The 25,755-nt window shown below is 60.9% G+C and carries 21 protein-coding genes, 2 tRNA genes and 2 pseudogenes; 6 read left to right on the top strand and 19 right to left on the bottom strand.

The features are described 5' to 3' along the window. Positions 1-3: 3 nt before the first annotated feature. The 4 genes from rpsR to rnr all read right to left on the bottom strand — a co-directional run bounded on the left by rpsR (position 4) and on the right by rnr (position 4,357). Entirely contained in the window at positions 4-234 is a 231-nt protein-coding gene (gene rpsR, locus DYL61_RS09590) for a 30S ribosomal protein S18 (RefSeq protein WP_002551829.1), read from the bottom strand. A 28-nt stretch (positions 235-262) separates the two neighbouring features. Beyond that, on the bottom strand, positions 263-685 hold the full coding sequence (gene rpsF / locus DYL61_RS09585) for a 30S ribosomal protein S6 (RefSeq protein WP_105695175.1): 423 nt from the start codon (positions 683-685) through the stop codon (positions 263-265). Between the two features lie 301 nt (positions 686-986). Continuing rightward, entirely contained in the window at positions 987-1,742 is a 756-nt protein-coding gene (gene rlmB, locus DYL61_RS09580) for a 23S rRNA (guanosine(2251)-2'-O)-methyltransferase RlmB (protein WP_135308137.1), read from the bottom strand. Further along, positions 1,739-4,357: a ribonuclease R gene (gene rnr, locus DYL61_RS09575; protein WP_135308136.1), complete on the bottom strand. Its 2,619-nt coding sequence runs from the start codon at positions 4,355-4,357 to the stop codon at positions 1,739-1,741. The genes rlmB and rnr overlap by 4 nt, the downstream gene beginning before the upstream one ends. A gap of 225 nt (positions 4,358-4,582) precedes the next feature. Between rnr and DYL61_RS09570 the strand changes: the two genes are divergently transcribed. The 4 genes from DYL61_RS09570 (at position 4,583) to DYL61_RS09555 (ending at position 7,644) form a co-directional block, all read left to right on the top strand. After that, positions 4,583-4,669, top strand: a tRNA-Leu gene (locus DYL61_RS09570). 153 nt (positions 4,670-4,822) lie between these two features. After that, positions 4,823-4,909, top strand: a tRNA-Leu gene (locus DYL61_RS09565). 144 nt (positions 4,910-5,053) lie between these two features. Beyond that, the gene (locus DYL61_RS09560; RefSeq protein WP_135308135.1) at positions 5,054-6,079 is read left to right on the top strand and encodes an extracellular solute-binding protein; all 1,026 of its coding nucleotides are present in this window, start codon (positions 5,054-5,056) and stop codon (positions 6,077-6,079) included. Beyond that, positions 6,079-7,644, top strand: a complete 1,566-nt coding sequence (locus DYL61_RS09555) for an ABC transporter permease (RefSeq protein ID WP_135308134.1) — start codon at positions 6,079-6,081, stop codon at positions 7,642-7,644. Before DYL61_RS09560 ends, DYL61_RS09555 begins: the two co-directional genes overlap by 1 nt. A 98-nt stretch (positions 7,645-7,742) precedes the next feature. On the opposite strand, the pseudogene DYL61_RS31875 reads toward DYL61_RS09555, so the two are convergent. The 13 genes and pseudogenes from DYL61_RS31875 to DYL61_RS09495 all read right to left on the bottom strand — a co-directional run. Next, positions 7,743-8,258 (bottom strand): annotated as a pseudogene (locus tag DYL61_RS31875) (methyl-accepting chemotaxis protein); the annotation flags it as partial. 390 nt (positions 8,259-8,648) lie between these two features. Beyond that, positions 8,649-8,702: pseudogene (locus DYL61_RS31870) on the bottom strand (hypothetical protein); the annotation flags it as partial. A 1,114-nt stretch (positions 8,703-9,816) separates the two neighbouring features. After that, a complete protein-coding gene (locus tag DYL61_RS09545) occupies positions 9,817-11,106 on the bottom strand; it encodes an adenylosuccinate synthase (protein ID WP_135308132.1) in 1,290 nt (429 codons plus the stop codon). Between the two features lie 54 nt (positions 11,107-11,160). After that, a complete protein-coding gene (locus tag DYL61_RS09540; RefSeq protein WP_135308131.1) occupies positions 11,161-12,348 on the bottom strand; it encodes an ATP phosphoribosyltransferase regulatory subunit in 1,188 nt (395 codons plus the stop codon). Positions 12,349-12,641: 293 nt separating this feature from the next. Further along, the gene (gene hflC, locus DYL61_RS09535; protein ID WP_105695167.1) at positions 12,642-13,508 is read right to left on the bottom strand and encodes a protease modulator HflC; all 867 of its coding nucleotides are present in this window, start codon (positions 13,506-13,508) and stop codon (positions 12,642-12,644) included. Further along, the gene (gene hflK, locus DYL61_RS09530) at positions 13,508-14,683 is read right to left on the bottom strand and encodes an FtsH protease activity modulator HflK (RefSeq protein ID WP_105695166.1); all 1,176 of its coding nucleotides are present in this window, start codon (positions 14,681-14,683) and stop codon (positions 13,508-13,510) included. Before hflK ends, hflC begins: the two co-directional genes overlap by 1 nt. A 96-nt stretch (positions 14,684-14,779) precedes the next feature. Further along, positions 14,780-16,081, bottom strand: a complete 1,302-nt coding sequence (hflX, locus tag DYL61_RS09525) for a ribosome rescue GTPase HflX (RefSeq protein WP_105695165.1) — start codon at positions 16,079-16,081, stop codon at positions 14,780-14,782. Between the two features lie 12 nt (positions 16,082-16,093). Next, positions 16,094-16,354 (bottom strand): RNA chaperone Hfq, encoded by a 261-nt coding sequence (hfq, locus tag DYL61_RS09520; RefSeq protein ID WP_016976904.1) that lies wholly within the window; start codon positions 16,352-16,354, stop codon positions 16,094-16,096. 95 nt (positions 16,355-16,449) lie between these two features. Continuing rightward, a complete protein-coding gene (gene miaA / locus DYL61_RS09515) occupies positions 16,450-17,421 on the bottom strand; it encodes a tRNA (adenosine(37)-N6)-dimethylallyltransferase MiaA (RefSeq protein ID WP_135308130.1) in 972 nt (323 codons plus the stop codon). Continuing rightward, positions 17,421-19,337, bottom strand: a complete 1,917-nt coding sequence (mutL, locus tag DYL61_RS09510) for a DNA mismatch repair endonuclease MutL (RefSeq protein WP_135308129.1) — start codon at positions 19,335-19,337, stop codon at positions 17,421-17,423. Before mutL ends, miaA begins: the two co-directional genes overlap by 1 nt. After that, positions 19,337-20,758, bottom strand: a complete 1,422-nt coding sequence (locus tag DYL61_RS09505) for an N-acetylmuramoyl-L-alanine amidase (protein ID WP_135308128.1) — start codon at positions 20,756-20,758, stop codon at positions 19,337-19,339. The genes mutL and DYL61_RS09505 overlap by 1 nt, the downstream gene beginning before the upstream one ends. Positions 20,759-20,773: 15 nt before the next feature. Then, on the bottom strand, positions 20,774-21,244 hold the full coding sequence (tsaE, locus tag DYL61_RS09500; RefSeq protein WP_135308127.1) for a tRNA (adenosine(37)-N6)-threonylcarbamoyltransferase complex ATPase subunit type 1 TsaE: 471 nt from the start codon (positions 21,242-21,244) through the stop codon (positions 20,774-20,776). Then, complete coding sequence (locus DYL61_RS09495; RefSeq protein ID WP_135308126.1) at positions 21,232-22,092, bottom strand: NAD(P)H-hydrate dehydratase; 861 nt, start codon at positions 22,090-22,092, stop codon at positions 21,232-21,234. The genes tsaE and DYL61_RS09495 overlap by 13 nt, the downstream gene beginning before the upstream one ends. A gap of 63 nt (positions 22,093-22,155) precedes the next feature. Here DYL61_RS09495 and queG point away from each other — a divergent pair, with 63 nt between their 5' ends. Continuing rightward, positions 22,156-23,220: a tRNA epoxyqueuosine(34) reductase QueG gene (gene queG / locus DYL61_RS09490; protein WP_135308125.1), complete on the top strand. Its 1,065-nt coding sequence runs from the start codon at positions 22,156-22,158 to the stop codon at positions 23,218-23,220. On the opposite strand, the gene DYL61_RS09485 is transcribed toward queG, so the two are convergent. Further along, positions 23,217-23,831, bottom strand: coding sequence for a trimeric intracellular cation channel family protein (locus DYL61_RS09485; protein ID WP_105695158.1), 615 nt, complete (start codon positions 23,829-23,831; stop codon positions 23,217-23,219). The genes queG and DYL61_RS09485 overlap by 4 nt on opposite strands. 177 nt (positions 23,832-24,008) lie before the next feature. After that, positions 24,009-24,551 carry an oligoribonuclease gene (orn, locus tag DYL61_RS09480; protein WP_003171343.1) on the bottom strand — a complete coding sequence of 181 codons (543 nt, stop codon included), beginning with the start codon at positions 24,549-24,551 and terminating at the stop codon, positions 24,009-24,011. Positions 24,552-24,659: 108 nt separating this feature from the next. Between orn and rsgA the strand changes: the two genes are divergently transcribed. Then, positions 24,660-25,691, top strand: a complete 1,032-nt coding sequence (gene rsgA, locus DYL61_RS09475; protein ID WP_122485460.1) for a small ribosomal subunit biogenesis GTPase RsgA — start codon at positions 24,660-24,662, stop codon at positions 25,689-25,691. Positions 25,692-25,755 lie beyond the last annotated feature (64 nt).

The raw sequence follows: 25,755 nt of genomic DNA, 5'->3' as shown, positions 1-25,755 counted from the left end.
GTCTCAGCGGCCGTGGCTGTCGGTGTAGGCCAGCAGGGCCAGGAAGCGGGCGCGCTTGATAGCGGTGGCCAGCTGACGCTGATAACGTGCTTTGGTACCGGTGATACGGCTTGGAACGATTTTGCCGGTCTCGGATACGTAGGCTTTCAGAGTGTTGAGATCTTTGTAATCGATCTCTTTCACGTCTTCAGCGGTGAAGCGGCAGAATTTACGACGACGGAAGAAACGTGCCATTTGATAGGCTCCTTAAAAGGTCCGTGGATTACTCGTCAGCGTTATCGCTGTTGTCGCTGTCATCACTGTCAACGCCATCGGCGTCGGAGTGCTCAGGACGGTCGCGACGCTCACGGCGCTCACTGCGGTTTTCTTCAGCCTTGAGCATCTCGGATTGGCCGGTAACGGCTTCTTCGCGACGGATGACCAGGTTACGGATCACTGCATCGTTGTAGCGGAAGTTGTCTTCCAGCTCGGCCAGGGCCTTGCCAGTGCACTCAACGTTCAGCATCACGTAGTGAGCCTTGTGAACATTGTTGATTGCGTAGGCCAGTTGACGACGGCCCCAATCTTCCAGACGGTGGATTTTGCCGCCGTCTTCTTCGATCAGCTTGGTGTAACGCTCAACCATGCCGCCGACTTGCTCGCTTTGATCCGGGTGGACCAAAAAGATGATTTCGTAATGACGCATGAATGCTCCTTACGGGTTGTAGCCTGCCGCTCAAAAACGGTCAGACAAGGAGTGAATGACACTTATGGATCTTGCCGAAGGGAGGCACATCGGTGCCTGCCAGGAAGGCAAGGGGCGCAATTGTAGAGAAGGGGGAGGAAGCGTGCAAGGTGATTGGTGATTATTTGAACAATCACGCTCTTAGGTTAAACACAAAACAACTGTGGGAGGGGGCTTGCCCCCGATAGCAGAGCCTCAGTCACCACATCGGGGACTGATACACCGCCATCGGGGGCAAGCCCCCTCCCACATTTTGAATCAATTACTTCTTCGACTTGGCCTTGGCACCACGCTGACGCTGGGCTTCAAACAAGCACACACCAGTCGCAACCGACACGTTCAGGCTGCTGACACTACCGGCCATCGGCAGATGCACCAGGTAGTCGCAATGCTCACGGGTCAGGCGACGCATGCCCTTGCCTTCCGCCCCCATGATCAAGATGGTCGGGCCGGTGAGGTCCTGGTCATAAATGCTGACCTCGGCCTCCCCCGCCGTGCCCACCACCCACAGGCCACGCTGCTGGAGCTTCTCCAGGGTGCGCGCCAGGTTGGTCACGGCCACCAGCGGAATCACTTCCGCCGCGCCGCAGGCGACTTTACGCACAACAGGCGTCAAGGTAGCCGACTTGTCTTTAGGCACGATCACCGCCAGCGCACCAGCAGCATCCGCCGAACGCAGGCAGGCACCGAGGTTGTGCGGGTCGGTCACGCCGTCCAGTACCAGCAACAGGGGCGCGCCTTCGGTGCGGTCGAGCAGCTCGTCGAGCATCGCTTCGCCCCAGACCTGGCTCGGGCTTACGTCCGCGACCACGCCCTGATGGACGCCTTCAACCCACGCGTCCATCTCGCGACGCTCGGCCTGGCCGATGGCAACCTTGTTTTGGGTGGCCAGCTCAACCAGCGCCTGTACGCGCGGCTCGCTGCGACCTTCTGCCAACCACACTTGCTTGACGCGCTTGGGGTGGTGACGCAGCAGTGCTTCTACGGCGTGGACGCCGTAGATTTTCTCCAGACTCATGACTTGGCCTTAGGTTTGCGCGACCCGCCGCTTTTCGCGGGGGCCGAACCCGCTTTAGGCGGGCCTTTACGGTGTTTACTTGGCTTGCTCGACGGATTTTCCGCGCTGCGGGACTTTCCCCCAGACGCCGCTTTACCGCCGCTTTTGGCTTCATTGAGCAACTGCTGCTTCAACTCTCGACTCTTGCGCAATTCGGCGTTTTTCGCGGCGGCATCGCTTGGGCGGTAGGCTTCAGGCGCCTTTTCCTTGGCCGACGAACGGCGGCCAGTCTTGGCCGGCGCAGGTTCTGCAGCCGTCTTGACAGGAGCACCTTTGCCTTTGCCAGCCGGCGCCGCTCGCTTGCGACCGGTCGGTGCCTCGGCGGGCTTGTCGGACATACCAAAATCAATCTTGCGCTCGTCGAGGTCGACGCGCATGACCTGCACTTCCACGGTGTCGCCCAAGCGGAAGCTGCGGCCAGTGCGCTCGCCCGCCAGGCGGTGATGCACGGGGTCGAAGTGGTAGTAGTCACCCGGCAAGGCGGTAACGTGCACCAGGCCTTCGACGTAGATGTCGGTCAGCTCGACGAACAAACCAAAACCGGTCACCGCCGTGATCACGCCAGGGAACGACTCGCCCACGCGATCCTTCATGAACTCGCATTTGAGCCAGTTCACCACGTCGCGGGTGGCTTCGTCGGCACGGCGCTCGCTCATGGAGCACTGCTCGCCCAACTGTTCCAGGGCCGCTTCGTCGTACGGATAGATCCGCGCCTTCGGAATGGTCATGGCACCGGCGCGCTTGACGTGCGGGGTGTTCTGCTTGGAGTGGATCACGCTGCGGATGGCGCGGTGCGTGAGCAGGTCCGGATAACGACGAATCGGCGAGGTGAAGTGGGTGTACGCCTCGTAATTCAGGCCGAAGTGGCCCTGGTTGTCGGCGCTGTACACCGCCTGGCTCAGGGAGCGCAGCATCACGGTCTGGATCACGTGGTAATCCGGACGGTCCTTGATGCTGGCCAACAATGCCTGGTAATCCTTCGGCGTCGGGCCATCCTTGCCTTTGTGCAGGGACAGGCCGAGTTCGCCGAGGAACGCGCGCAGTTTCTCCAGGCGCTCCGGCGGCGGGCCGTCGTGCACCCGGTACAACGCAGGAATTTCGTGCTTTTGCAGGAATTCAGCAGTGGCCACGTTGGCCGCCAGCATGCATTCCTCGATCAGCTTGTGGGCATCGTTACGCGTGGTCGGGGTGATTGCGGCGATCTTGCGCTCGGAACCGAAGACAATCCGGGTTTCCTGGGTTTCAAAATCGATCGCGCCACGGGTGTGACGGGCGCCCAGCAGCACTTTGTACAGCGAATAAAGCTGCTTGAGGTGCGGCACCACGCCAGCGTATTCGGTACGCAGCGCCTTGGCTTCGCTGGTCTTCGGCGTTTCCAGGATGGTGCTGACCTTGTTGTAGGTCAGGCGCGCCTGGGAGTGGATCACCGCTTCGTAGAACTGGTAGTCGGTCATTTCGCCGGTTTTCGAGATGGTCATCTCGCACACCATGGCCAAACGGTCGACTTTCGGGTTCAGGGAGCACAGGCCGTTGGACAGCTGCTCAGGCAGCATCGGGATCACGCGCTCGGGGAAGTACACCGAGTTGCCGCGCACCTGGGCTTCGGCATCCAGGGCCGAACCGATCTTCACGTAGCTGGAGACGTCGGCAATCGCGACGAACAACTTCCAGCCGCCGGAGAACAGGCGCAGCTTGCCGGGCTTGGCTTCGCAATAGACCGCATCGTCGAAGTCGCGAGCGTCTTCGCCGTCGATGGTGACGAACGGCAGGTGACGCAGGTCGATGCGTTTCTCTTTGTCTTTCTCTTCCACTTCTGGCTTGAGCTTACCGGCTTCTTTCAGCACAGCCTCAGGCCAGACGTGAGGAATATCGTAGGTGCGCAGCGCAACGTCGATTTCCATGCCCGGCGCCATGTAGTTGCCGACCACTTCGACGATATCGCCCTGTGGCTGGAAACGCGCGGTGGGCCAGTGGGTGATCTTCACCTCGACGAACTGACCGACCTTGGCGGCGCCATTGCGGCCTGGGGTGATCAGCACTTCCTGCTGGACCTTCGGGTTATCCGGCACCACAAAGCCGATGCCGCCTTCTTCGAAGTAACGACCCACGATGGACTCGTGGGCACGGGATACCACTTCGACGATCACGCCTTCACGACGGCCACGGCGGTCGAGGCCAGACACACGCGCCAGGGCACGGTCGCCATCGAACACCAGGCGCATTTGCGCAGGGCTCATGAACAGGTCATCGCTACCGTCGTCCGGGATCAGGAAACCGAAACCGTCACGGTGGCCGGCGATGCGGCCCAGGATCAGGTCAAGTTTATCCACAGGCGCGTAAGTGCCACGGCGGGTGTAGATCAGTTGAGCGTCGCGCTCCATGGCACGCAAACGGCGGCGCAGGGCTTCGAGTTGGTCTTCGGTGGTCAGACCGAACTCTTCAACCAACTGCTCGCGGCTAGCAGGCGAACCACGATCGGCGAGGTGCGCCAGGATCAGTTCGCGGCTAGGAATAGGGTTTTCATATTTTTCCGCTTCACGAGCGGCCTCGGGATCGAGGGACTGCCAATCGGCCATTAGAGAGTTTTCACCTTGTCTATATGCGGGTTAGTTTGGCATACGCGTATTGAAACGGGAAATTTCAGACGCCAACAAGCCTTTAAAAGCGCTTTGCGGCCCCCGACGGGCACCTTGCACGACCACTGGCGAAATTTTCCAGGCTTTTTTCATGGCGGGGGTTTACAGCTCAATATGCCCTCCGTATAGTGCGCGCCATCGACAACGGCAACGTTGTTGGATAATGCCCAGGTGGTGAAATTGGTAGACACGCCAGCTTCAGGTGCTGGTGATCGCAAGGTCGTGGAAGTTCGAGTCTTCTCCTGGGCACCAAATTCAGATCAAACCCGCGAAAGCGGGTTTTTTCGTTTCAGGCCTTTGATTTTTAACGTAAATCTCGATTTATTTTTTTGAATCAGGGGTTTACAGATCAAAAAGCCCTCCGTATAGTTCGCTCCATCAACAGCGGCAACGTTGTTAGATAATGCCCAGGTGGTGAAATTGGTAGACACGCCAGCTTCAGGTGCTGGTGACCTTACGGTCGTGGAAGTTCGAGTCTTCTCCTGGGCACCAAATTCAGATCAAACCCGCGAAAGCGGGTTTTTTCGTTTCTGACGTTCGAAAACTTTCCCGCCAACCTCCTCCTTGTCCGCACCTGAGAAACTTTATCGTTTATCCTTGTAAGGATTTGTTGCACTCAAGTGAGGAACACCCCGGATGATGATCCGCGATACCCGTCTCAAGACATCCCTTCTGCGTGGCCTGACCATCACTCTGCTGGGCCTGACCCTGCTCTCGCCCACCGCCTATTCCGCCGACAAGGTCTCCCTGACCCTGTACAACGGCCAGCACAAAGAAGTCGGCGACGAACTCGCCAAGGCCTTCGAAGCCAAGACCGGCATCCACGTCAATGTACGTAAAGGCAGCAGCAACCAGCTCGCCAGCCAGGTCGTGGAAGAAGGCGACCGTTCGCCTGCCGATGTGATCTACACCGAAGAATCGCCGCCACTGAACAAACTCGGCGAGCAAGGCATGCTGGCCAAGATCGACGCCAGCACCCTCGACGTACTGCCCAAGGATTACGTGGGTGCCAACGGCGACTGGATGGGCGTGACCGCGCGCACCCGCGTCGTGGCGTTCAACCCGAAACTGATCGCCGAAAAAGACCTGCCCAAGTCGGTCATGGACTTCGCCAACCCCGAGTGGCAAGGCAAAGTCGGCTTCGTCCCCACCAGCGGCGCGTTCCAGGAACAGGCCGTGGCGATCATCAAGCTGCACGGTCGCGACGCCGCCGAAGAATGGCTCACCGGCCTGCGCGCTTTCGGCAAGGTGTACAGCAACAACATGGTTGCCCTTAAAGCCGTCGAGAACGGCGAAGTCGCCACGGTGCTGGTGAACAACTACTACTGGTTTGCCTTGAAGAAAGAGAAAACCAACCTGGACTCCCAACTGCATTACTTCACCGACGGTGATGTGGGCGGCTTGATCACCGTGTCTTCGGCTGCTGCGCTGAAATCCAGCAAGCACCCCAAGGAGGCCCAACAACTGCTGGCGTTCATGGCCAGTGAAGAAGGCCAGCGCGTCATCACCAACACCTCCGCTGAATACCCGCTGCGCAAAGGCATGGAGTCCAATCGCGGCCTCAAGCCTTTCAGCGAGCTGCAACCGCCGAAAGTCACCCCAGCCGACCTTGGCAATGCCGAAGAAGCCCTGGACCTGGAACGTGACGTTGGCCTGAACTGATGAACCCATCGCTCCCCGCCCCCGCCCTGCGCGGGGGTTTCAGCCCGAGGCGCAAGCGACCTTCGATCTGGCTGCTGCTGCCTGTCTTGCTCCTGGTTGGGCTGAGCCTGTTGCCCCTGGCGTACGTTGGGCTCAAGGCCTGGCAGGCTGGCTGGGCGGAAGCGGTGCATCTGCTGTGGCGGCCTTATGTGTTCGGGCTGCTGCGCAACACCTTGGCGCTGATGGTTGGGGTGACGGTGACATGCGGCGTGGTTGGCCTTTCACTGGCCTGGCTACTGGAGCGCAGCAACTTGCCGGGACGCCGTATATGGGGGGTGATTTTGTGCCTGCCGTTTGCGGTGCCGGCATTTGTCAGCAGTTTTACCTGGGTTTCGCTGAGTGCCAGTTTCGAAGGGCTTGGCGGGGCGATCCTGGTGATGAGCCTGTCCAAATATCCGCTGGTGTTTTTGCCGGTAGCGGCCACCCTGCGCAATCTGGATCCCTCGCTTGAGGAATCCGCCAGGACATTGGGCCTGAATCGCTGGGGTGTGTTTTTCCGCGTTACGTTGCCGCTGTTGTGGCCGTCACTGCTGGCCGGGGCGCTGCTGATCGCCTTGCATATGCTGGTGGAGTTCGGTGCGCTGTCGATCATCGGCTTGCAAACCTTTACCACCGCGATCTATCAGCAATTCGAGCTGGAATTCAGCAACGCCAATGCCGCCATGCTGTCGGCGGTGCTGCTGGTGATGTGCCTGACCTTGCTGTGGCTGGAACTGCGCGTGCGCGGCAAAGGCCGACACGTGCGAATCGGCCAGGGCGCGGCCCGGCATGCCGAACAGGTTCGCTTGGGCAAGTGGGCACCGCTGGGGCAACTCTATTGCCTGGCACTGGCGATCATCGGCAGCGGCATTCCGCTGGGCATGCTCGGTTATTGGTTGGCGGTCGGTTCGTCGGCGGCGTTTCCGGTGGCCGAGATTGGCGAGGCGCTGCTCTCCTCCCTGGCCCTGTCCCTCGGCGGCGCGGCGCTGTGCCTGGTGTTGGCGGTGCCGGTGGGATTGCTGGTGGTGCGCTACAAAGGCCAACTGGCGATCTGGGCCGAACGCCTGCCTTACCTGCTGCACGCCCTGCCCGGCCTGGTGATTGCGCTGACGCTGGTGTATTTCGCCCTGCATTACGTGCCGACGCTGTATCAGACCTCGGCACTTTTGTTGATCGCGTATGCGCTGTTGTTTTTGCCGCTGGCCCAGGCGCCGATCCGCACGGCACTGAACAAGGCTGCACCGCAACTGGAAGAGGCTGCGCGCACACTGGGCGCTTCGTCGTTCAGTGCGTTTTGCCGGGTGACCTTGCCGATAATCTTCCCGGCATTGGGGGCGGCGTTTGCGCTGGTGTTCCTGGATGCGATGAAAGAATTGACCGCGACGTTGCTGCTCAGCCCGACCGGGTTGAATACGCTGGCGACGGCGGTGTGGGCGCATACCTCGAATGTGGAGTTTGCGGCGGCGGCACCTTATGCGGCGTTGTTGATTTTGGTGTCGGGGTTGCCGGTTTATCTGTTAACGACTCGGATGTATTTGAGTCGCTGAGACCGCTATCGGGGGCAAGCCCCCTCCCACATTTTGATTTGTGAACACATTCAAGTGTGGGAGGGGGCTTGCCCCCGATGAGGCCGGCACAGACAACCTCAGGCCCTGAACTGCCCCAGACTGGCCTTCAACTGCGCCGCCAACCCATCCAGCACCTTGCCACTGGCGGTCGTCTCCACCACCGCCTGCGCCGCACGCTCAGCCTGAGCATGAATCACCTCGACCCGCCCGCGTACCGCATGCGCGCCCTGCGCCTGGTGCTCGGCTGCACGCGTCGCCAGACCAATCGCCGCATGCACCTGCTCCACTGATGCCTGCACCGTCTGCTGCAAGCGCACGCTGTCGCGCAGTACCAGCAAACCTTCATTGGCCTGGCGCCCCGCCTTGCCAATGGTCTCGACAGCCTCACGCGCACCTTGCTGCAATGCCACGATATGCGCCTGGATATCACCGGTCGAGCTTTGAGTCTTGCTGGCCAGCGCGCGCACTTCGTCCGCTACCACCGCAAAACCACGCCCGGTTTCACCTGCGCGTGCCGCCTCGATTGCGGCGTTGAGGGCGAGCAGGTTGGTTTGCTCAGCGATACCATGAATCACCGTCAGCACCACTTCGATTTGCTCACTTTGCTGGGCCAACCGCTCGATCACCTTGGACCCCGCCTGCACCTGCCCGGCCAACGCCTCAATCAACCCGCCGACCTCCTCCGAGGTGCGCGAGTTCTCATCCGTAGCCTGGCGAATATCCACCACTTGCTGCAAAGCCGCCTGCATCGCATGGCTTTCGGCCTGGGCCTCATCCGCCATTTGCGACAGCGCACGCAAGCTCTCGGCGACCTCATCACGCTGTAAGCCGGCCGCTGCATCGGCGCCAGCATTGCGCAAGGTCATTGCGCCGATTTCCACGCCGGTACGCTGGGCCACATCGCCCGCTTCACGCACGATGGGTTGCAACTTATCCACAAAGCGATTGACCGCCGAGGCCATGTCGCCGATTTCGTCCTTGCTGCTGATTTGCACGCGCTTGGTGAGGTCGCCCTCGCCCGCCGCCAGATCGTCCATGGCCGCAATCAGCAGTTTCAGACGATTGACCACGCGGCGCCCCAACACAATGGCGATCAGCATCAGCACACCGAACCCCACCACCGCGAGCCCCATGCCGATGCGCCAGCGCAGGGTGCCGGCCGCTTCCTGCACGGCACTGGTGGTATTGGCGGTCATCTGGGTAGCGGTGGCTTGCGCCGATTGCAGGCGTGCGCCCATGGCGGCAGCGCTGTCGGCTGCGGCGCCTTTGAGGCTGTCGCCGACCAACTGATCACCGCTGGCAATCAGCGCGGCAAAGCGCTTATCCAGTGCTTGCAGATCGGTTTCCACTGATGCAGTCGAGACCCCCATAAGCACTTTGCCGATCTCTACGCCATTAGGGCTGATGGAGGCCTCGACGTAATACACCGACGGATCGCTTTTGGCTGCGTTCAGGACTTTGTCCAGCGCACGTTCGCCCTGGCCTTTCGCAAGCAACGCCTGGTTGATCGGGTTTTCCCGGTTCAGGTAACGGGTCAAGTGTTCGCCCGCTGCATCGTCATAAACGACGAACAACACATTGGGATTGCGCTGTGCGCGCCGGGCAAATTCCGACAACGTCGGCACGTCGCTGTCCCACATGGCTCGCGGCGCCACCGAGGCCAACAGTTGCGCCATGTCGTTGGCAGAGTCTTTCAGGTCTTTTTCCAGGGTCGCACGCAGTTGCTTCTGCTCTTCCTGCAAGCGAGTCGAAAGCCCGGCAGTCAAACGCTGACGGGTGCTGGTCGACAAGCTATCTAGACCGGACGTGACTTCCTTGCCGGCCTGGGACAGTTCGGCAGACAGTTTCTGGCTATCAATGCCCAGGCGATTGCCCAAATCAGCTTCCAACGCAGTCACCGTGCTTCGCGTCAGGGCGACGGCCACCAGCACTTGCACCAAAAGGGCGATACCTAGGGTAACGAACACCGGCCGCAACAGACGGCTTTGTAACAATGAGAGAACGGCAGACATCGGGAATCCCTCCACCACGGGTGCCATTAATTTGATAGCACCGCGAAAAAGAGAACCCAAGCAAGGGCCGTGCCGCTCGGCAGACAGAAACGACAAAGGGCTCCCGAAGGAGCCCTTTGCTTTTTACATCAACAGCTTATTACGCGAACGGGTGACGCAGAACGATGGTTTCGTTGCGGTCCGGGCCCGTCGAAATAATGTCGATCGGTGCACCGATCAGCGCTTCAACACGCTTGATGTAGGCACGGGCGTTAGCTGGCAGCTCTTCCAGGGTCTTGGCACCCACGGTCGATTCGGTCCAGCCCGGCACTTCTTCGTACACAGGCTGCAGGCCTACGTAGCTGTCAGCGTCGGTCGGGGCAACATCATTACCGTTGGCGTCTTTGTAGCCGACGCAGATGTTGATGGTTTCCAGGCCGTCGAGTACGTCCAGCTTGGTCAGGCAGATGCCCGAGATGCTGTTCACATCGATAGCGCGACGCAGGATAACGGCGTCGAACCAGCCGCAACGACGGGCACGGCCAGTGGTGGCACCGAACTCGTGACCTTGCTTGGCCAAGTGAGCGCCGACCTCGTCGAACAGTTCAGTCGGGAACGGACCCGAACCTACACGGGTGGTGTAAGCCTTGGTGATGCCCAGGATGTAATCCAGGAACATCGGGCCAACGCCGGAACCGGTGGCAACGCCGCCAGCGGTGGTGTTGGAGCTGGTCACGTACGGGTAGGTGCCGTGGTCGATGTCCAGCAGGGAGCCTTGGGCGCCTTCGAACATGATGTCCTTGCCAGCGCGACGCAGGTCGTGCAGCTCGGCGGTCACGTCCAGCATCAGCGGCTTGAGCAGCTCCGCATATTCCTTGCACTCGGCCAGGGTCTTTTCGAACTCGATGGCGGGCTCTTTGTAGTAACCCACCAGCATGAAGTTGTGGTAGTCCACCAGCTCACGCAGCTTGTCTTCAAAGCGCGGCATGTTGAGCAGGTCGCCCACACGCAGGCCACGACGCGCAACCTTGTCTTCGTAGGCCGGGCCGATGCCGCGACCGGTGGTGCCGATCTTCAGCTCGCCACGGGCCTTTTCACGGGCCTGATCCAGCGCGACGTGGAAGGACAGGATCAGCGGGCAGGATGGGCTGATACGCAGGCGCTCACGCACGGGGACGCCTTTCTCTTCCAGCTTGACGATCTCGCGCAGCAGGGCGTCAGGTGCAACCACCACGCCGTTGCCGATCAGGCACTGCACGCCTTCGCGCAGTACGCCCGACGGGATCAGGTGCAAGACGGTTTTTTCGCCATCGATGACCAGGGTGTGGCCAGCGTTGTGGCCACCTTGGTAGCGCACTACGGCGGCGGCATGTTCGGTCAGCAGATCAACGATCTTGCCTTTGCCCTCATCACCCCATTGGGTGCCCAGGACTACGACATTCTTACCCATAACACTTGTCCTCATTCGCGCAAACTTGGTGCCGGCGATGGCCGGCAGGAAAACTCAAGAAGCCAGTGGCGATACTTGCCAAAGCCCGTTCTGCAGAATCAATTGCTGGTCGCAGTCCGCTTCACGGGCGGCGGCCAATGGCTGCCCAGGCAAAGCCTGGACGACACGCTGACCCTCACTGCGCAACTGGCAAACCTGCTGCCAGAGTGCTGCGTCCGTACTGTCGGGCATCCAGATGCCACCAGACGGCAGCTCGACCTCAGCACGCCCCAGGGTCACCAGGGTTTTCAAATCGGTGGAAAAGCCAGTGGCCGGACGCGCACGACCGAAGTCGGCGCCGATGTCGTCGTAACGACCACCTTGGGCGATGGCTTGGCCAACACCCGGTACAAATACGGCGAACACCACACCGGTGTGGTAGTGGTAACCGCGCAACTCACCCAGGTCGAAATACAGCGGCAACTCCGGGAACCGTGCCGACAACTGCTCGGCAATCGCCAGCACGTCGTCCAGCGCCGCCAATACCGGGGCCGGCGCATTGGCCAGGCGCTCACGGGCAGCCACCAGCACTTCACGGCCACCGCACAGGTTCACCAGTGCACGCAGCATGCCGGCCAGATCCGCAGGCACGCCTTCAGTCAGCGCGATCACTTCATCGATGGCCTTGCGTTGCAGGGCATCGAACAACTGTTGCTCCACTTCACCAGACAAACCGGCCGCGCGGGCCAGGCCTCGGTAAATGCCGACGTGACCCAGGTCCATGTGGACATCCGGCACGTCAGCCAGTTGCAGCATGGCCAGCATCAAGCTGATCACTTCAACGTCGCTGCTCGGGCTGGCATCGCCGTACAGCTCGGCGCCCAACTGAATCGGGCTACGGGACGACGACAAGGCACGCGGCTGTGCATGCAGGACGCTGCCGGCGTAGCACAAACGGCTCGGGCCTTCGCGACGCAGGGTGTGCGCATCGATTCGCGCCACTTGCGGCGTGATGTCGGCACGGAAACCCATTTGCCGACCCGACTGCGGGTCGATGACCTTGAAGGTGCGCAGATCCAGGTCCTGGCCCGCGCCGGTCAGCAGGGATTCCAGGTACTCGATATGGGGAGTCACGACAAACTCGTAACCCCAGCTCTGGAACAGATCCAACACCTGACGACGCGCTACTTCAATGCGCGCAGCTTCTGGTGGCAGTACTTCTTCGATGCCATCTGGCAGAAGCCAGCGGTCTACCGTTGCCATTACGCCAATCCCCTTTGATCCGGGCGGCCAGCCCTCGGCCGAGCCTTGAGTGAAGCAGAAAATGCCCGCCCCTTGCATAAACCACGCGCAAGAGCGACGTGACGAACGACCTGTAACCGGCCTCGTCGGGCACTTTCCTCGAAAAACCTGTCACGCCTGCCGAATCAAACATGCAGACGCAAAAAAGCCGGGAATTTCCCGGCTGCCGCATCATACACCCGTTTTCTGAAAGGATCACCCCGCCAGGCGTTTTAGCCGCCCGACGGAGTGTGTCCTACCCAGTGACGGGCTGATTACTTGGCTTTTTCCAGGTAGCGGAAGAAATCGCTACTTGGGTCCAGCACCATGACGTCGGTTTTGTTCGCGAAGCTTTCACGGTAGGCACGCAGGCTGCGGTAGAACGCGTAGAACTCCTGGTCCTGGCCGTAGGCCTTGGCGTAGATCGCCGCAGCTTGGGCATCACCATCACCACGCGCCTCTTCCGACTCACGATAGGCTTCTGCCAGCAGTACACGGCGCTGACGGTCGGCATCCGCACGAATACCTTCGGCCAGTTCGTTACCCTTGGCGCGGTGCTCGCGGGCTTCACGCTCACGCTCGGTGCTCATCCGTTCGAACACGCTGCGGTTCACTTCTTTTGGCAGGTCGATAGCCTTGACCCGAACATCGATCACTTCGATGCCCAGCTCTTTTTCCGCCATGGTGTTCAGCGAACGGGTGATGTCAGCCATCAACGCGTCACGCTCACCGGAGACCACCTCGTGCAGGGTGCGCTTACCAAACTGGTCACGCAGGCCCGACTCCAGACGGCGCGACAAACGCTCGTCGGCAATCTGCTTGAGGCCGGAAGTCGCAGTGTAGAAGCGCTCGGCATCCTTGACGCGCCACTTGGCGTAGGCGTCAACCATCACGGCTTTCTTTTCCAGGGTCAAGAAGCGCTGTGTCGGTGCATCCAGGGTCATCAGGCGGCCGTCGAACTTGCGCACCTGGTTGACGTAGGGGACTTTCACATGCAAACCCGGCTGAACATCGGCCTGGACCACACGACCAAATTGCAGCAACACCGCGCGCTCGGTCTGAGACACGATGTAGAAGCAGTTCCAGGCAGCGATGACCACGACGACGCCCACAATCAGGGCTGTCAGCGATTTATTGCTCATCAACGACTCTCCCTGGTACGTGTTTGCTGTTGCAGCAAGTCAGCGGCCGCACGGGCGCTCGCTTCGTTGGCAGCGGCATTCGAGCTGGTGGACGGTGCACTGTTACCCGTACGCCCCCCTTCGATCATCTTGTCCAGCGGCAGGTACAGCAGGTTGTTCTGCCCACCTTTGTTGCCGGTCACGAGTACCTTGCTGGTGTTGCTGAAGACTTCCTGCATGGTGTCCAGATACAGACGCTCGCGGGTCACTTCTGGAGCCTTGCGGTATTCAGCGACCAGTTTGGTAAAGCGATCCGCCTCACCCTTGGCGCGGGAGACCACTTCGTCGCGGTAACCGTTGGCATCCTCGAGGATACGCTGGGCCTGACCACGGGCTTCCGGCACAACGCCGTTGGCGTAGGTTTCGGCCTGGTTGCGCGAACGCTGCTCGTCTTCACGGGCGCGGATCACGTCATCGAAGGCTTCCTGTACTTCGCGCGGTGCAGCGGCGCTCTGTACGTTCACCTGGGTCACGGTGATACCAGTGCGATAGGTATCCAGGAACCGTTGCAGGCGCTCCTTGATTTCGCTGGCCATCAATTCACGACCTTCGGTCAGCACCTGGTCCATGGCGGTGGAACCCACCACGTGGCGCAGGGCGCTTTCGGTTGCGTGTTGCAGGCTGATTTCCGGCTGATCAACGTTCAGCACGAAGTCCTGCAGGTTGCTGATCTTGTACTGCACGGTCAGCGGCACTTCGACGATGTTCTCGTCTTCGGTCAGCATCTGGCCTTGCTTGGTGTAGGCACGCTCACGCGTGACGTTTTCCATGTACTTCTTGTCGATCGGCGGGAAGTAGATATTCAGGCCCGGGCCGACAGTCTCGTAGTACTTGCCGAAGCGCAGCACCACGGCTTGCTCCTGCTCGTCCACGACGTAGACGGCGCTGTACAGCCAAACGGCCGCGAGCACGACAAGCCCCAGGCCCAGCAGGCCATAGCCGCCACCCTTGCTTGTGCGACCGCCGTCGTCACCACCACGTTTTTTTCCACCACCGAACAACCCATTCAGGCTTTCCTGCAGCTTTCGGAAGGCCTCGTCGAGATCTGGTGGCCCCTTGCGGTCGCCATTATTGCGGCGTTTACCACCCCAAGGATCCTGATTATTCGAGTTGCCACCCGGCTCATTCCAAGCCATAGCGCTCTCCATCTGATAAAGCAAAGACGCACCCACGGCGCGCCGACCAATGCTACAGAATGCCTGCTACTGCGGCACAACCGCTTTCGGAGGCTTTTATTGCAAAGTGTGTTGTTCGATGAACTCTGTCGGTACAACGCCTTCACGGCTGACCAGCCGATTCAGCTCCGAGCGCGGCAATCGAACGGCCAGCAAGCTGACACCTTCTTCGTCATGTTCTTCTTTCTGTACCGCGCCCAACTCGAAAAACTGTGCACGCAGTCGAGCAAAACGCTGGGGCAAGCGCAAGGTGCCGACGAACAAATCGCTGCCAAGCAACTCGGCAATGGCCTGTTCAAGCAGCTCCAAACCACTGCCATCACGCGCTGACAGCCATACCCGCTGGGGCTTGCCGTTCTCGTCGCGCTGGATTTGTGGCTCAACGCCTTCAAGCAAATCGAGTTTGTTATAGACCTCGAGGATCGGCAAGTCCTGAGCACCAATCTCGCCCAGCACCAGCATCACCTGTTCAATCTGCAGCATGCGATCCGGTTCGGCCGCATCGATCACGTGCAACAGCAAGTCAGAATTGCTCGACTCTTCGAGCGTAGACCGAAATGCCTCGACCAGCTTGTGGGGCAAGTGACGAATGAAACCCACGGTATCGGCCAGGACAATCGGCCCCAGGTCCGCCAGGTCCAGGCGGCGCAGGGTCGGGTCGAGGGTCGCGAACAGTTGGTCGGCCGCGTACACGTCCGATTTCGTCACGTTGTTGAAGAGTGTGGATTTGCCGGCGTTGGTATAGCCCACCAGGGACACGGTCGGGATATCCGCACGGGAGCGGCCACGTCGCGATTGCTCGCGCTGGCTGCGAACTTTTTCCAGGCGGCCCTTGATCTGACGCAGGCGAACCCGCAGCAGGCGTCGGTCGGTTTCCAGCTGGGTTTCACCCGGACCACGCATACCGATACCGCCACCTTGACGCTCAAGGTGAGTCCAGCCACGAACCAGCCGGGTGCTCATGTGGTCAAGCTGGGCCAGTTCAACCTGGAGCTTGCCTTCATGGGTACGGGCGCGTTGGGCGAAAATATCGAGAATCAGACCGGTACGGTCGATCACGCGACACTCGAAGACACGTTCGAGGTTGCGTTCCTGACTGGGCGTGAGGACGTGATTGAAGATCACCAGATCGGCTTCTTCGGCGTGGACCAGGTCGCGCAGTTCCTCGACCTTGCCGCTGCCGATCAGGAATTTGGCGGTTGGCCGATGACGCGGTACGTTAAAAAACGCAACGGTCTCGGCGCCGGCCGAATTTGCCAACTCCTGAAACTCCTGCGGATCTTCGCGCGCCTCAGGGTCCTGTCCATCCAAGTGAACGAGGATGACTCGCTCACCACCACCGTGGCGCTCAAAGAACAAAGGAGACTCCTATCAGGCGTTACCTGGCTCAGCGTCAGCTGCTTCATCACCGGCTGCGCTTGGCAGGCGGATAGGACGCACTGGAACCACTGTCGAGATAGCGTGCTTGTAAACCATCTGGCTGACGGTGTTTTTCAGCAGGATCACGAACTGGTCGAACGACTCGATCGTGCCTTGCAGCTTGATACCGTTGACCAGGTAGATGGAAACCCCCACTTTCTCTTTACGTAAAGTATTCAAGTAAGGGTCTTGTAGCGAATGCCCTTTTGACATGTGTCGCACTCCTTTAAGGATCAATAATAAAAAATCGGAAAAATAGATAGCTTATGGCCGTCACACCCCCAAGGATAGACGGCAATTGCAAGGACTCAGCTCAATATGGAGACCGATCCCAAGTATTTCAAGGCGCGTGACAGATTGTCGCTGTCCAGGCTGTCCAACCAGTGCAAATCGCTCCAGCTGCGCAACCAGGTGAACTGGCGCTTCGCCAATTGGCGCGTGGCGATGATGCCGCGCTCCTGCATCTCGGCTGACGTCAGTTTGCCATCCAGGTGATCCCAGACTTGGCGGTAACCTACAGCACGTATCGAAGGCAACCCTGAGTGCAGGTCGCCTCTTGAACGCAGTGCTACGACCTCGTCCACAAACCCCTGTTCCAACATAATTGTGAATCTTTGTGCAATTCGGTCATGCAGCACCTGGCGATTTGCCGGGGCAATGGCCAGATTCGCCACAGTATAGGGCAATTGTGACTGTCCAGATGCGCCTGCGTCGGCACTTTGCGCAGTTTGTTTCAGCCGATGTTCAGTCATGGTCTGGCCGCTCACACGCCAGACTTCCAACGCCCGAGTGAGGCGTTGGGGATCATTGGGGTGAATTCGCGCGGCAGACACCGGGTCCACGGCTGCCAACTGGTCGTGCAAGGCTTGCCAACCAAGGCGTGCAGCCTCTTCCTCAAGCTCGGCGCGCACCTGCGCGTCAGCCGGCGGCATATCGGCGAGACCTTCCTGCAAAGCCTTGTAATAGAGCATCGTGCCGCCCACCAGCAACGGAATATTGCCGCGCGCGGTGATCTCGGCCATGGCGGCCAGGGCATCGGTGCGGAAATCCGCCGCCGAATAGCTTTGCGACGGATCGATGATATCGATCAAACGGTGCGGATACTGGGCCAGCAGCTCCTTCGAGGGCTTGGCGGTGCCGATGTTCATGTCCCGGTAAACCAGGGCAGAGTCGACACTGATCAGCTCGCACGGCAGCACCTTGGTCAGCTCGATGGCCAGGTCGGTCTTGCCGGCGGCCGTGGGGCCCATCAGGAAGATGGCGGGGGGCAAGGCACTCATCAGCGACCGCGCAAGAACAGTTTGTCCAGATCGTCCAGGCCCATCTGGGTCCAGGTCGGTCGGCCATGGTTGCATTGGCCGCTGCGCTCGGTGTTTTCCATGTCGCGTAGCAAGCCGTTCATTTCCGGCAGGGCCAGGCGGCGGTTGGCGCGGATCGCACCGTGGCAGGCCATGGTGCCGAGCAGTTCGTTGATATGGGCCTGGACGCGGTCACTGGTGCCGTATTCCATGAGGTCGGCCAGTACGTCGGCGACCAAGCGGTTGGCCTCAGCCTGCTTGAGCAACGCAGGAATCTGGCGGATGGCCAGGGTTTCCGGGCCCAGGCGTTGCAGCTCGAAGCCAAGGCTCTGGAATACGCCGGCGTGTTCTTCGGCGCAATCGGCTTCGCGCTGGCTCACCGCCAGGGACTCCGGCACCAGCAGCGGCTGGCCGCTGAGGCCTTCGCTGGCCATGGCGATCTTGAGGCGCTCGTACATGATCCGCTCGTGGGCGGCATGCATGTCCACCAGCACCAGGCCGTGGGCGTTTTCCGCGAGGATGTAGATGCCCTTGAGCTGCGCCAGTGCGTAACCCAGCGGCGGAATATCCCCACCACCCTCCGGCAAGGCGACAGCGGCATTCGGCTCGGCGCCCGGCAGCGGCGCGAAAAACTCGCGATACGCCGCCTGGGCCTCGGCCACCGGCACCGCCGATTGCGGGCGCGGCGTGTATTGGTATTGATAACCCGCGCCCGAGCCGGAGCCCGGCGCCGTGTACGCGGGCTGTGGCGGCGGCGATTGCAGCAGGTTGCCGGCCAGGCTCATTTCACCCTGAGGGCCGAACTCGCCAGCCTCCGGACCACTGGGCCGCACGACCGCCGTCACAATCGGCGCAGACAGCTGATCGTCGGGGCGCACATCACCCAAGGCGCGGTGCAGGGTGCCGTAGAGGAAGTCATGCACCATGCGTCCGTCACGGAAGCGCACTTCGTGCTTGGTCGGGTGCACGTTGACGTCCACCACCGACGGGTCGACCTCAAAAAACAGCACAAAAGTCGGGTGGCGACCGTTGAACAGCACGTCTCGATAGGCCTGGCGCACCGCGTGGGCCACCAGCTTGTCGCGCACGGCACGGCCGTTCACAAAGAAGTACTGCAAGTCCGCCTGGCTGCGGGAGAAGGTCGGCAAACCGACCCAGCCCCACAAACGCAGGCCATTGCGCTCGATTTCAATCGGCAGCGCCTGTTCCAGGAAGCCGCCGCCGCAAATCGCCGACACCCGGCGCGCACGCGCGGCATCGTCATGGGCTTCGTGCAAACTAAGGATGGTCTTGCCGTTGTGACGCAGGTGAAACGCCACGTCAAAACGCGCCAACGCCAGACGCTTGATGACTTCTTGCAGGTGATCGAATTCGGTTTTTTCGGCCTTGAGAAATTTGCGCCGCGCCGGGGTGTTGAAGAACAGGTCGCGCACTTCCACCGAAGTACCCACCGGATGGGCCGCCGGCTGGACCCGAGGTGCCATGTCGCGGCCTTCGGTTTCCACCTGCCAGGCCTGTTCGGCACTGCGCGTACGAGAGGTCAGGGTCAGGCGGGCCACGGAGCTGATGGAGGCCAGCGCCTCACCGCGAAAGCCCAGGCTCATCACCCGTTCAAGGTCTTCCAGGTCGCGAATCTTGCTGGTGGCGTGACGGGCCAGGGCCAGCGGCAGGTCATCGGAGGAGATACCGCTGCCGTCATCACGCACCCGCAGCAGCTTGACGCCGCCCTGCTCGACATCCACATCGATGCGCTTGGCACCGGAGTCGATGCTGTTTTCCAGCAACTCCTTGATCACCGATGCGGGGCGCTCAACCACCTCACCCGCGGCAATCTGGTTGGCAAGGCGCGGGCTGAGCAGTTCGATGCGCGAGCCGTTGTTCAGATTCGATTCGCTCATTACTGTGCCGCCAGTTCAGTGCCGGGGATGGTCAACACTTGGCCGACTTTCAATTCATCGGTTTTCAGGTTGTTGGCGTTGCGCAAGGTCGCTGCCGAGACCTGGAAACGCACGGCCAGCATGGCCAGCGTATCGCCGGGCTGTACGCGATGGTCACGCGGGCCCTGGGCGATCTTGCCGGAGTCACGCAGCCAGGCGATGTAGGTGCCCGGCGGCGGGTTCTGCTGGAAGAACTGACGCACACCAGCGCTGATGGAACGTGCCAACGCCTGCTGATGGCTGGCGCTCGCAAGCTTGGACGCTTCATTGGCGTTGGAAATAAACCCGGTTTCCACCAGGATCGATGGGATGTCCGGCGACTTCAACACCATGAACCCGGCTTGTTCCACGCGCTGTTTGTGCAGCGAGGTCACGCGACCGATATTGCTCAAGACCTTCTGCCCGACGTTGAGGCTGGAGGTCAGCGAAGCGGTCATCGACAGGTCAAGCAGTACGCCTGCGAGCATCTTGTCCTTGTCATCCAAGGACACGTTGCCGGCACCGCCGATCAAGTCGGAACGGTTTTCGCTGTCGGCCAGCCAGCGAGCGGTCTCGGACGTGGCGCCGCGATCCGACAGGGCAAACACCGAGGCGCCGAATGCGGCGGTGGACGGTGCGGCGTCGGCGTGGATCGATACGAACAGGTCCGCGCCCTTCTTGCGGGCAATTTCGGTACGCCCACGCAACGGGATGAAGTAGTCGCCGGTTCGCGTCAGCTCGGCGCGGTAGCCTTTCATCGCGTTGACCTGGCGTTGCAGCTCGCGGGCAATCGCCAGCACCACATCTTTTTCGTGCTGGCCACGGGAGCCGGAGGCGCCCGGGTCTTCGCCGCCGTGACCGGCGTCGATCACCACGATAATGTCGCGTTTGCCCGCCGGGGCCGGTGGCGGCGGTGGCAGCTTGACCTGCGGCTGCGACGGGTTGACCGGCACCGCAGGCACCGTCGCGACGCTCGGCGTTGGCACCGGCGGCGGGTTGGCATCGGCGGGGTTGTCGAACAGGTCGACCACCAGTCGGTTGCCGTACTGGGCGTTGGGCGCCAGGGAGAAGCTTTTTGGGGTCACGACCTTTTTAAGGTCGATCACAACGCGCAGGTCGGTCGGCGTACGTTGGGCCGAGCGCATGGCCGTAATCGGGGTGTTGGCAGTGGACACTTTCAACGGCGCGGCCAGGGTCGCACCATTAATGTCGATGACCAGACGGTCAGGCGCCGTCAGGGTAAAGACGCTGTGCTGGACCGGGCCAGACAGGTCGAACACCAGTCGCGTGTTATCCGGCGCACGCCACAGGCGAACACTGTTCACTTGCGAAGCAGCCAGTGCATTGACAGTCATTGCCGCAAGCAACACCCCTACGACAGCAACCAACGCGCGAAAGCGCATACCTAACCCCACCAATTATTTGAATTCCAATGCCAAAGCGGCGCACCACGACTGGCCGCGCGCGCTCTGGGGCAACAACTTCAGCTGACGTCCAGGGTCATGCGGCGTAATGGTAATGGTCAGGTCCGGCTTTGGCAAAAAGCCCGTGCCTTTATCTGGCCACTCGATCAGGCACAACGCATCGTCTTCGAAGTAATCCCGGATGCCCATGTACTCGAGTTCCTCAGGGTCCACCAGACGATAGAGGTCAAAGTGAAAGGCGCGAACGCCGCCGATCTCGTAGGGCTCTACCAGAGTGAACGTCGGGCTTTTTACCGCCCCGGTATGACCGAGGCCGCGAATAATCCCCCGCGACAAGGTGGTCTTGCCCGCCCCCAGGTCACCTTCTAAAAAGATCAGCCCCGCCCCGGCCGTGACCTGGGCGATGCGGTGCCCGAATGCAACCATGGCTTCTTCATCGGCCAACAACAGGATTACTTCAGGCACGGCGACTGTTCCTCTAATAATTGACGAATGGCGGGTATCAGGTCACTGGCCGCCAGCCCGCGACCAAAGCTGCCCTGGCGATCCCCCGCCGTGGCGTGCAACCACACGGCCAGGCAACTGGCCTCATAGGCCGACATGCCCTGGGCCAGCAACGCGCCCACCAAGCCGGCGAGGACATCGCCCAAACCTGCCGTTGCCATCGCCGGATGGCCCTGGTCGCATCGCGAAACACGTCCGTCCGGGCTGGCGATCAAACTGCCAGCACCCTTGAGAATAGCCACTGCATTGAATTTCTGGCTCAACGCGCGCGCCACATTAAGGCGATCGGCCTGAACCTCGGCTGTCGAGAGGCCCAGTAAACGGGCGGCTTCGCCAGGATGAGGGGTGATCACCGAGTTGGCAGGCAGGCTGATACCGCCTTTGGACAATTGATTCAGCGCGTCAGCGTCCCACACTTGCGGCAGTTTCGCGTTGGCGGCAACGGACAACAGGCTTTTACCCCAGGAGGCTTCCCCCAGACCCGGACCGATGACGATCACCGAGATCTTTTCCAGCAACGCCATCAATTGGTTGGCAGAACTCACGCCCAGCGTCATGACCTCCGGCAAGCGCGCCAACGCAGCGGGGACATGCTCCAGGCGCGTCGCCAGGGAAACCATGCCGGCGCCACTGCGCAAGGCGCTTTCGGCGCTCAGCAGCGCGGCGCCGCCAAAGCCGCGATCACCGCCAATGACCAGCAGGTGGCCAAACTGGCCTTTGTGGGCGTCCGGGGAACGGGCAGCCAGTTGCGGCAAATCGCCATGCACCAGCGGCTGAACGTCGGTTATTTCGTGTTTTGTCTGCGGCATGCGTCTTCAAGCTCCGATGTCTGGCAGAATTATACGCATCTAACCTGCGGTTTCCCTTGTCTCATGTCTGCCATCACCTCCGATCTGCCCGCCCTCGCCCAATCGATCAAAGACTGGGGTCGCGAACTGGGCTTCCAACAAGTCGGCATCAGCGGCCTGGACCTGGGCGAGCATGAACAGCACCTGCAACGCTGGCTCGACGCGGGTTACCACGGCGAGATGGAGTACATGGGCGCCCACGGCAGCAAACGCTCGCACCCGGATGAACTGGTGCCCGGCACCTTGCGCGTGGTCTCGCTGCGCATGGATTACCTGCCGGGGGACACACAAATGGCTCAATTGTTGGCCAAACCGGAGAAGGCCTATATCTCCCGCTACGCGCTGGGCCGCGACTACCACAAACTCATCCGCAAACGCGTACAGCAACTGGCCGACCGCATCCAGGCGCAGATCGGGCCGTTTGGCTTCCGCGCCTTTGTCGACAGCGCGCCCGTACTGGAGAAAGCCATCGCCGAAAAGGCCGGCCTGGGCTGGATCGGCAAGAACACCCTGGTACTCAATCGCAAGGCCGGCAGTTACTTTTTCTTGAGCGAGTTGTTTGTCGACCTGCCGCTACCGGTGGATGACCCTCACAGCACCGAACACTGCGGTCGCTGTACCGCCTGCCTGGACATCTGCCCCACCAATGCCTTTGTCGGCCCTTATGTGCTGGATGCGCGGCGCTGTATTTCCTACCTGACCATCGAACTCAAGAACGCGATTCCCGAGGACTTGCGCCCGTTGATCGGCAACCGCGTGTTCGGCTGCGATGACTGTCAGATCGTGTGCCCGTGGAATCGTTTCGCCCGTTCGACCGGCGAAAGCGATTTCAAGCCACGGCACAACCTGGATAACGCCGAGCTGGCCGAATTATTTATGTGGGACGAGGACAAGTTCCTCAGCAGCACCGAGGGCTCGCCCCTGCGCCGTGCCGGTTATGAGCGTTGGCTGCGCAACCTGGCGGTGGGCCTGGGCAACGCACCGTCGAGCATTCCAGTGCTGGAAGCCTTGAAAGCGCGCCGGGATTATCCTTCGGAGCTGGTACGCGAGCATGTGGAATGGGCGCTGAACCAGCACGCCACCCGTTAATGCACGTCGTCGTTGTAGACGAACTTGGGCATTTCCCAGCGAAAGCGGATCGCCAGCAGGCGTAATAGAAAGCCGCTGAACAAGGTCAGCAGGATCGATTGCTCACTGGGCAGCTCAAGATAAAGGCACAACATGTAGAACCAGGCGGCGAGGAACGACACGCTGGCGTACAGCTCGCGGCGGAAGATCAGTGGGATGTCGTTACAGAAGATATCCCGCAGGATGCCGCCGAATACGCCGGTGATCACGCCGCTGACCGAGGCCACCAACATGCCGTGGCCCATTTCCAGCGCGGTCATGCAGCCGATCAGGGTGAAGGCCACCAGGCCCAGCGCGTCCAGCGCCAGGAACAGCGAACGCAGGCGGCGCATCAACGGGGCGATAAAGATTGTGATCAGCGCCGCGACCGAGGTCAGCACCAGGTATTCCGGGTGCTTGACCCACGTCAGCGGGTAATGCCCCAGCAGCACATCGCGTACCGAACCGCCGCCCAGCGCCGTTACACAGGCGATCAGCACGACGCCAAACCAGTCCATGCCGCGCCGCCCGGCGGACAGCGCGCCCGTCATGGCTTCGGCGGTGATGGCGATGAGATAGAGCATCAGCAGCATGGGGGCGATCCTTGCGATTAGGCCGGCAGTCTAATCATTTGGCGGGGGCACCAAAAGGGGGCGCTTGGCGAAAGACCGTGCGGCCCTCATCGCAGGCAAGCCAGCTCCCACATTTGACCGCATTCCAAATGTGGGAGGGGGCTTGCCCCCGATGGCGTCAGACCAGGCGCCACTCAATCAAGCCTTGATGAAATGTTTCCGGTAATGCTGCAACTCGGCAATCGACTCACGAATATCATCCAACGCCAAATGCGTGCTGCCTTTATGGAAGCTATCTTTGACTTCCGGCGCCCAACGCGCGGCCAGCTCTTTCAAAGTGGACACATCCAGATTGCGGTAATGGAAGTAGCTCTCCAGCCCTTTCATATGGGTATAGAGAAAACGGCGATCCTGGCAAATGCTGTTACCGCAGATCGGCGACTTGCCCTTCGGCACCCACTTTTCCAAAAAGGCGATGGTCTCGGCTTCCGCTTCGGCCATGCTGATACGGCTGTCACGCACGCGCTGGGTCAGGCCGGAGTTGCCGTGGGTGCGAGTGTTCCACTCGTCCATGGTGGCGAGCACGGCGTCGCTGTGGTGGATGGCGATCACCGGACCTTCGGCCAAGGTATTGAGGTTGCTGTCGGTGACAATGGTGGCCATCTCGATGATGACGTCGGTGTCAGGGTTCAGACCGGTCATTTCCAGATCGATCCAAATCAGGTTCTGTGGGTTTTGCATGGTTTGATTCTCTAGGCACCTGGGCTTTGCCGCGCAGTTTAGCAGGCGACGCCGTGCTAGACTCGCGACCGTTTTACCTAACCTTTGCATTATCGACACGGAACACCAATGGCCAAACGCCAGCTCAATCGTCGCCAAAACTGGCGCATCGAAAAGATTCAAGGTGAACGCGCAGCGCGCGCCGCCAAACGTGAATCCTCCGCCGTGGAAGCGCTTGAGGGCGGCGACCTGGGCCCCGAACAAACGGGTCTGGTGATCGCGCACTTTGGCGTACAGGTCGAAGTCGAGGCGCTCGAAGGCGAACTGGCTGGCCAAGTGTTCCGCTGCCATTTGCGCGCCAACCTGCCCGCGCTGGTCACCGGCGACAAAGTGGTCTGGCGTGCGGGTAACCAGGGCATCGGCGTGATCGTCGCCCAGTTGCCGCGCACCACGGAACTGCGTCGCCCCGACAGCCGCGGCCAGCTCAAGCCTGTCGCGGCCAACGTCGACATGATCGTGATCGTGTTCGCGCCACTGCCCGAACCCCATGCCAACCTGATCGACCGCTACCTGGTGGCGGCCGAACACGCCGGCATTCGCCCGCTGTTGCTGCTGAACAAATTCGACTTGATCGATGAGCAAAACGCCCCGGCGCTCAACGCGTTGCTGGCGGTGTACCGCACCTTGGGTTACCCGGTGCTGGAAGTGTCGGCCCACCACGGCAATGGCATGGAACAGCTGCAACAGCAGTTGGACGGGCGCATCAGTGTGTTTGTCGGCCAGTCCGGCGTGGGCAAGTCCTCGCTGGTCAACAGCCTGCTGCCGGAAGTCGAGACCCGTGTGGGCCCGTTGTCGGAACTGTCCGGCCAGGGCACCCACACCACCACCACCGCACGGTTGTTCCACTTCCCTGGCGGCGGTGAACTGATCGACTCCCCCGGTATTCGTGAATTCGGCCTCGGCCACGTCAGCCGCAGCGATGTGGAGGCGGGCTTTATCGAGTTCAACGACCTGATCGGCACCTGCCGCTTCCGCGACTGCAAACACGACCGCGAACCGGGATGTGCGTTGCTCAAGGCGCTTGAGGATGGGCGCGTGCAGCAACAGCGAATGAACAGCTATCGGTCGATTATTGCGAGTCTTCCTGAAAGCACTTACTGACCCTTGTGGCGAGGGAGCTTGCTCCCGCTGGGGTGCGCAGCGCCCCTAAAAAGCTGGGGACTGC

Source organism: Pseudomonas nabeulensis, from assembly GCF_004682045.1.
In the GTDB taxonomy this organism is placed as follows: Bacteria; Pseudomonadota; Gammaproteobacteria; order Pseudomonadales; family Pseudomonadaceae; genus Aquipseudomonas; species Aquipseudomonas nabeulensis.
The sequence above is the reverse complement of the archived record's forward strand: the minus strand, read 5'-3'. Positions and strand labels throughout refer to the sequence as shown.

Bases quoted from the DNA above. Each gene is read 5' to 3' on its own strand.
- orn (WP_003171343.1), bottom strand. From the start codon at position 24,551: ATGCAAAACCCACAGAACCTGATTTGGATCGATCTGGAAATGACCGGT.
- DYL61_RS09505 (WP_135308128.1), bottom strand. From the start codon at position 20,758: ATGCGCTTTCGCGCGTTGGTTGCTGTCGTAGGGGTGTTGCTTGCGGCA.
- DYL61_RS09560 (WP_135308135.1), top strand. From the start codon at position 5,054: ATGATGATCCGCGATACCCGTCTCAAGACATCCCTTCTGCGTGGCCTG.
- miaA (WP_135308130.1), bottom strand. From the start codon at position 17,421: ATGAGTGCCTTGCCCCCCGCCATCTTCCTGATGGGCCCCACGGCCGCC.
- rpsF (WP_105695175.1), bottom strand. From the start codon at position 685: ATGCGTCATTACGAAATCATCTTTTTGGTCCACCCGGATCAAAGCGAG.
- rlmB (WP_135308137.1), bottom strand. From the start codon at position 1,742: ATGAGTCTGGAGAAAATCTACGGCGTCCACGCCGTAGAAGCACTGCTG.
- DYL61_RS09485 (WP_105695158.1), bottom strand. From the start codon at position 23,831: ATGCTGCTGATGCTCTATCTCATCGCCATCACCGCCGAAGCCATGACG.
- rpsR (WP_002551829.1), bottom strand. From the start codon at position 234: ATGGCACGTTTCTTCCGTCGTCGTAAATTCTGCCGCTTCACCGCTGAA.
- rsgA (WP_122485460.1), top strand. From the start codon at position 24,660: ATGGCCAAACGCCAGCTCAATCGTCGCCAAAACTGGCGCATCGAAAAG.
- mutL (WP_135308129.1), bottom strand. From the start codon at position 19,337: ATGAGCGAATCGAATCTGAACAACGGCTCGCGCATCGAACTGCTCAGC.
- rnr (WP_135308136.1), bottom strand. From the start codon at position 4,357: ATGGCCGATTGGCAGTCCCTCGATCCCGAGGCCGCTCGTGAAGCGGAA.
- hflC (WP_105695167.1), bottom strand. From the start codon at position 13,508: ATGAGCAATAAATCGCTGACAGCCCTGATTGTGGGCGTCGTCGTGGTC.
- DYL61_RS09555 (WP_135308134.1), top strand. From the start codon at position 6,079: ATGAACCCATCGCTCCCCGCCCCCGCCCTGCGCGGGGGTTTCAGCCCG.
- DYL61_RS09540 (WP_135308131.1), bottom strand. From the start codon at position 12,348: ATGGCAACGGTAGACCGCTGGCTTCTGCCAGATGGCATCGAAGAAGTA.
- DYL61_RS09545 (WP_135308132.1), bottom strand. From the start codon at position 11,106: ATGGGTAAGAATGTCGTAGTCCTGGGCACCCAATGGGGTGATGAGGGC.
- queG (WP_135308125.1), top strand. From the start codon at position 22,156: ATGTCTGCCATCACCTCCGATCTGCCCGCCCTCGCCCAATCGATCAAA.
- hfq (WP_016976904.1), bottom strand. From the start codon at position 16,354: ATGTCAAAAGGGCATTCGCTACAAGACCCTTACTTGAATACTTTACGT.
- hflK (WP_105695166.1), bottom strand. From the start codon at position 14,683: ATGGCTTGGAATGAGCCGGGTGGCAACTCGAATAATCAGGATCCTTGG.
- DYL61_RS09495 (WP_135308126.1), bottom strand. From the start codon at position 22,092: ATGCCGCAGACAAAACACGAAATAACCGACGTTCAGCCGCTGGTGCAT.